General features: G+C 41.5%; 7 protein-coding genes and 1 pseudogene. 4 read left to right on the top strand and 4 right to left on the bottom strand.

The window, feature by feature from the left end; translation table 11 throughout:
- The 3 genes and pseudogenes from L1D50_RS05185 to trmB all read right to left on the bottom strand — a co-directional run.
- Positions 1-517 (bottom strand): annotated as a pseudogene (locus L1D50_RS05185) (HAMP domain-containing histidine kinase); the annotation flags it as partial.
- Between the two features lie 164 nt (positions 518-681).
- On the bottom strand, positions 682-1,710 hold the full coding sequence (locus L1D50_RS05180; protein ID WP_239965640.1) for a methyltransferase: 1,029 nt from the start codon (positions 1,708-1,710) through the stop codon (positions 682-684).
- Between the two features lie 88 nt (positions 1,711-1,798).
- Positions 1,799-2,524 (bottom strand): tRNA (guanosine(46)-N7)-methyltransferase TrmB, encoded by a 726-nt coding sequence (gene trmB / locus L1D50_RS05175; protein WP_017216543.1) that lies wholly within the window; start codon positions 2,522-2,524, stop codon positions 1,799-1,801.
- A gap of 144 nt (positions 2,525-2,668) precedes the next feature.
- Between trmB and mutY the strand changes: the two genes are divergently transcribed.
- Complete coding sequence (gene mutY, locus L1D50_RS05170; protein WP_128726809.1) at positions 2,669-3,730, top strand: A/G-specific adenine glycosylase; 1,062 nt, start codon at positions 2,669-2,671, stop codon at positions 3,728-3,730.
- A gap of 65 nt (positions 3,731-3,795) precedes the next feature.
- On the top strand, positions 3,796-4,068 hold the full coding sequence (locus L1D50_RS05165) for an oxidative damage protection protein (protein WP_010379401.1): 273 nt from the start codon (positions 3,796-3,798) through the stop codon (positions 4,066-4,068).
- A gap of 58 nt (positions 4,069-4,126) precedes the next feature.
- Here L1D50_RS05165 and ispB read toward each other — a convergent pair whose 3' ends face one another.
- Positions 4,127-5,098, bottom strand: coding sequence for an octaprenyl diphosphate synthase (gene ispB, locus L1D50_RS05160; RefSeq protein WP_138524133.1), 972 nt, complete (start codon positions 5,096-5,098; stop codon positions 4,127-4,129).
- 417 nt (positions 5,099-5,515) lie between these two features.
- On the opposite strand from ispB, the gene rplU reads away from it, so the two are divergent.
- Together rplU and rpmA are read left to right on the top strand one after the other, a co-directional pair.
- A complete protein-coding gene (rplU, locus tag L1D50_RS05155; RefSeq protein WP_010374575.1) occupies positions 5,516-5,827 on the top strand; it encodes a 50S ribosomal protein L21 in 312 nt (103 codons plus the stop codon).
- A 19-nt stretch (positions 5,828-5,846) separates the two neighbouring features.
- Positions 5,847-6,104, top strand: a complete 258-nt coding sequence (gene rpmA / locus L1D50_RS05150) for a 50S ribosomal protein L27 (protein WP_125253289.1) — start codon at positions 5,847-5,849, stop codon at positions 6,102-6,104.
- Positions 6,105-6,232 lie beyond the last annotated feature (128 nt).

Genomic DNA, 6,232 nt, shown 5'->3' with positions numbered 1-6,232 from the left:
GTGCAATATCTACCAGTATTTTTTTATTTATATAGTTAGAAAGCCGCTCAAGTCCCCCGCGAATATAAACATAGCCTTCAATATTGCCTTCATAAACCACTGGTTTAATTAACTCTATGTAATCTTCTGAGACCTTCGGGGTTTTTAATTCCTCTATTTGATTCACTTTGAGTGGCACTGGAGGTGTACGACTAGCATTATAGCTGGTGAAAAATACCGGACTATTAGTTACATCATCCATGGCATAAATATGGATATTTTTGATGATATCTACATTTTGGAAAGACTTAAGGCGTGCATCCTCGGTTTTTCTATCATCAAACAAAATTGTGATCTGAGAATTGAACGCAACGATGTCGGCTATCATCTCTATTTTGTTGATGATAAGTTGTTTTTGCTCTTTTACATCGAGGTAAGTGGAAATAGATATGGATAAAGAGAGGCACAGTGCGGTTACAAGCATCACTGCGCTGATCAATACTTTTCTTATGCTTGTTTTTGTTAATTGCTTACTCATTCTTATTCCAGCTGTATGATCAGCTTTAGCTATGGCCACAGAGCTTTTGAGATCCAATAACTCATTATAATAAAGTAGAGCAAATCTTTGAAAATGAAAAGATAAAAGGTAGGTTTGCGTTAAGGTTTACTTGATATAAGCAAGTAAACCTTAGTGTGAGTAAACTACTGCGCTTTGTAGATGGCGAATTTAGTGTTTTTAGTGACAACTTCGAACTGTTCGAAATGAGCTTCTAGAATCGGAGGATACTTCAAGAAGCTATTGGCAACCAGCTGAATATTAGACTTGGTATCCATATAACGCTTGATGTTATGCAGAAATTGCTCTGCAATACCATAGTTTGTTGAAAGGCCGGTATGAAATGGAGGGTTGCTCAAAATAAGGCTGAATTTACCGCTCAATTCACTCAAACCATCGCTAAGTAACAAGGTTGCACTGAGGTTGTTTAAAGCTAGGGTCTGCTGCGTGGCAAACAGCGCAAGTGCATTGACATCTAAACAGGTGAATTTAAGTGTTGGGCTGTTCAATAAAGCGTAGCAGGCAATAAGCCCTGCACCGCAGCCAAAATCTAACACTTTACCTTTATAGGGAAGGGTGACATTTTCTAGTAATAGTTGAGTACCTGCGTCGAGCTTCCCATGATTAAATACACCGGGCAAACTTGCGGCAGTAAACTCGGTTTTGGCGATACGCACCGAAAATGTCTGTACATAATGGCTTACATCAAAACTTAGGTTGGCAGTAAGCTTATCAAATTCATATAAAATGCAGTGTTTTGCGCTTTCTAATTTATAACAGTGTGCGGCGTGATCTTTAAGTTGTTTCTCCGCACTTTTCACCCCACTTTTGTTTTCGCCAACAACGAGTAACCTAGTTTCAGCTGTGCTCAAGTGGCGGATATTATCAAATACCATTTGCGCTTCGGGTTTTGACTTAGGGTAATAATAAATAACTAAATCAATGTCCTGTAGTTGAGGTAGTTGATGATCTACATAGCTCTTAACATCGCTGACTTTATCGGCGTGCAGGTGGTCTGCAAAATCGAAACTAAAAGCATGAATTGCCGAATTTGGATTGAGCGCTTTTAATTCATGTAGGAAGCCATCGCGCTGATGGTTAATAACCAGAATATTGTTGGCAATAAGCTCTTCTTCATTACGAAGTAGTAATAAACTTGGGTTGGTAAACTGCAACGCTAACTCCTAGTGAATGTACTCAAAATAGATGGACTGATGGGCATGAAGCAGCTTGTTGAGCTGCTCCATAATAAAGCGGGGTTGTTTAGCTAATACGCTCGAACATTAAGTCCCAGACGCCATGACCTAAACGATGGCCTCGCTGTTCAAACTTAGTAAGTGGTCTAAAATCTGGGCGAGGAACATAGTCATTGCTTTGCGACTGGTTTTTATAGCCAGGGGCTGCACTCATCACTTCAAGCATATGCTCGGCATAGTTTTCCCAGTCCGTTGCCATATGGAACACGCCACCTACTTTAAGCTTTTGGCGTATTTTCTCAGCAAATTCCAGTTGTACAATGCGACGTTTGTGGTGACGCTTTTTATGCCATGGATCAGGGAAGAATAGCTGTAATTTAGCAAGGCTGCCATCTGCGATACAATCCGCTAAGATTTCAACTGCATCATGTTCAAAAACACGTAAGTTAGTGATGCCCTGTTCATCTGCGTCCATCAAGCAAGCACCTACACCTGGACGGTGCACTTCTATGCCAATAAAGTTTTGTTGTGGGTTATTTTTTGCCATCTCAACGAGCGACTTACCCATTCCAAACCCAATCTCAAGAACGACTTCATTGCTGTTACCAAATACTTCTGTAAAGTCCAGCAAGCCTTGTTGGTGCTCCAGTCCCATCGTTGGCCAGCATTTTTCTAGCGATGCTGCTTGGCCTTTAGTAAGACGTCCTTCACGCTTAACAAAGCTACGCACTTTTCTGATGTACTTGCCTTCTTCCTGCGCCTGTTCGAGCGCACTTTTGCTTGATTCGTTCATGGTCATTTCTATGCTCGTGAAAATGGTCGCACATTATCGTCATTCAGTTGGCAATAAACAAGTATAGAGTGAAATTTTACGTGGTGACTATTAAAGCAATTGTGATTACACTGGCGGCTTTTGTAGCAAGTACTAGTCAGGTTTATGAAAGTTAGCCAGCAACAAGCTAAGTGGTTTGGTGAGCAAGTTGTGTCTTGGTATCACCTTCATGGTAGAAAAACACTGCCGTGGCAACTCGGAAAAACACCGTATAAAGTATGGATTTCTGAGGTGATGTTACAGCAGACTCAAGTAACTACAGTTATTCCTTATTTTGAGCGCTTTATGGCGCGCTTCCCAACGGTAATTGAACTGGCTGATGCGCCAGAAGATGAAGTGCTACACCATTGGACTGGTTTAGGTTATTACGCTCGCGCGAGAAACCTTCACAAAGCCGCCAAAGTGATCAGAGATAAATATCATGGCAAATTTCCAGAAACATTAGAAGCCGTTATAGATTTGCCAGGAATAGGTCGCTCAACAGCTGGCGCAATACTCTCCCTTGCGCTTGGCCAGCACCACCCAATACTCGATGGTAATGTAAAGCGAGTACTGGCTAGGTTTTATATGGTTGAGGGCTGGTACGGAGTAAAAAAGGTCGAAAATCAGTTATGGTCTTTGAGTGATGCCGTCACGCCAAGCGGTGATGTGAGAGCGTTTAATCAGGCTATGATGGATTTAGGGTCTGGCGTATGTACCAGAAGCAGACCAAGTTGTGAGACTTGTCCGCTAGTTGAGGAGTGCGCAGCGTTCAAAAATAACCGGGTAAAAGAGTTTCCTAACCCCAAACCTAAGAAAGAGAAACCAAAAAAGCGTGTTCACCACTTAATAATTAAATGTGATGATAAAGTGCTGATGGAGAAGCGTCCTTCGAGTGGAATTTGGGGTGGGTTATTCGGCTTTTTTGAGTTTGCAGAGCGAAATGAACTAGACGCGTTTATTAAGCAGCAAGAACTTAAACTTGAATGTACAAATACACTTGAACCCTTTGTGCATATTTTTACGCATTTTGAGTTAACTATTACCCCTGTGGTTGTGGAAGTAAAAAGCATGCCAGATTGTGTACATGATCAGCAACTGCTGTGGTTCGATACTCGGAACCCGCCAGAGGTTGGGCTCGCTGCACCGACTAAAAAGTTGGTTAAAGTATTAACCGCAATAGGGTAAACTGACACTATCACTGGTGCTGACTCTCATTGAGTGCACGATTAAAATTGAAGAGGTAGATACTCATGGCACGTACGGTATTTTGTCAAAAGTTACAAAAGGAAGCGCCTGGACTGGATTTTCAACTGTATCCAGGAGAAGTTGGTGAGCGCATATTTAATAACATCTCCAAAGAAGCTTGGCAGCAATGGCAGCATAAGCAAACCATGCTTATTAACGAAAAGCATCTTAACATGATGGACCCTGAGCATAGGCAAATGCTTGAAGAGCAGATGGTCGGCTTTTTATTTGAAGATAAAGAAGTCGAAATTGAAGGTTACAGACCACCAGAAAAATAAGAAAAATAAAGGTCGCATCAGCGACCTTTTTAGAACTCATAAACTCGCTAAGGAACGATTAGTACTCTCTATCAACAGACAGCTCAGCAAGTCCTATTAGGGCCTCTTTATGTACTGAATCTGGTAAAACGTTTAATTGTGCAATTGCTTTTTGAGCTTCTTCTTGGGCTTTAGCCATTGTGAAGTCAAGCGCTTTAGTTTCAGCCAATGTTGCTAAAATATCTTCAAGATAATCAAGCCCATTACCACTTTCGATAGCTGTTCTGATCTGAGCTGACTGTTGGGCATTTGCATGCTGCATTGCATAAATAAGCGGGAGCGTAGGTTTCCCCTCGGCGAGATCATCACCAATATTCTTGCCTAGCAGCTCTGCGTTAGCACTGTAGTCAAGAATATCGTCTACAAGTTGAAAGGCTGTGCCTAAATGCATACCGTAAAGCTTAAGTGCAGTTTTAATTTCGTCTGGTTGCTCTAACACCACTGCAGGTAGCAAAGTTGCAGCTTCGAATAGCTTTGCCGTTTTGCTGTAGATAACCTGCATATAACTCTTTTCAGTTGTATCTGGGTCATTACAGTTCATTAACTGTAACACCTCGCCTTCAGCGATGATATTAGTCGCATCGGCCAAAATCTGCATGACTTCCATATTGCCCAAACTGACCATCAACTGGAATGAGCGAGTGTAGATAAAATCACCGACCAATACGCTTGCTGCATTTCCAAACTCTGCATTTGCAGTCGGTTCTCCACGGCGCATCAATGACTCATCAACCACGTCGTCATGGAGTAAGGTTGCAGTATGAATAAACTCTACAATTGTCGCTAGCGTGATATGCTTATCACCTTCGTAACCTAATGCTCGCGCGGCCAAAAGGGCTAACATTGGGCGGATACGTTTTCCTCCGCTATTTACAATGTATAAACCTAGCTGTTTTACAAGTGCAACATCAGATTGCATTTGTTGATGTATAAGTTGGTTGACGTCAAGCATATCTTGCTCAACCAAATTTTGGATAGTTTTTATATCCATTGCGCTCCGAGCCAATCTATTAACCGAAAATGAATAAACTTGGCGATTGTACTACAAAAAAATCGTCGACTCGATAAATTGTCGTAGTTGCTTATAAAAAAACGTTTTTATGCCTACTTTTTGTTCTTTTAAAGGTTGCGTAATGACTGAAATAGGTACGATGAAATCTCGCTTGGAGCTGTAATAGGTAAATCATAGGTTCGCCTCTTGTCTTATGAATTGAGAGAAAAAAGAGCTTGGCTTTGACATTTTTTTGACTAGAATAGGTGAAAATATTTGATTGCCCTCATACGAGCTAAATTTTATTCACTTTCTTCAAATTTACTCTTGCGCCAAGATACGCATTAGCGTAAACTTCGCGCCCTATTGAAGAATATTAAGTTGCGTCGATTTGAGGGCGCACAGACGGAGTTAATTATGTACGCGGTTTTCCAAAGTGGTGGTAAACAGCACCGTGTGACTGAAGGTCAAACAATTCGTTTAGAAAAGCTAAACGTTGAGACTGGTGCAGCAGTTGAATTTGATTCAGTACTTCTAATTGCTGATGGTGAAAAGATCGAGATCGGTGCACCGTTTGTTAACGGTGGTAAAATTACAGCTGAAGTTGTATCTCACGGTCGTGGCGAGAAGATTAAGATTGTTAAGTTTAGACGTCGTAAGCATTCTCGTAAGCAGATGGGCCACCGTCAGTGGTTCACTGAAGTTAAAATCACTGGCATTAGCGCTTAATTTTTAGAGGTACAGAGAGATGGCACATAAGAAGGCAGCTGGTAGTACTCGTAACGGTCGCGATTCAGAAAGTAAACGCTTAGGTGTTAAACGTTTTGGTGGCGAGTCAGTTTTAGCGGGTAACATCATCGTTCGTCAACGTGGTACACGTTTCCACGCAGGTACTAACGCAGGTATCGGTAAAGACCACACAATCTTCGCAAAAGCAGACGGTAAAGTTGTTTTTGAGCAGAAAGGTCCTTTAAACCGTAAATACGTTAGCATCGTTGCTGAGTAATCGGTATTAAATACTAAAAAACCCCGCTTAGGCGGGGTTTTTTGTTTTCAGCACATCAATTACCAAATTAGCTATATCAAGGCGTACTAATACAATTGGTATTAGGAGCGATTTGTCGCTGCTGCTAT

It is taken from the genome of Pseudoalteromonas sp. Isolate6 (genome assembly GCF_022398435.1).
In the GTDB taxonomy this organism is placed as follows: Bacteria; Pseudomonadota; Gammaproteobacteria; order Enterobacterales; family Alteromonadaceae; genus Pseudoalteromonas; species Pseudoalteromonas galatheae.
Note: the sequence above shows the minus strand (reverse complement) of the source record. Positions and strands in the feature narration are given on the sequence as shown.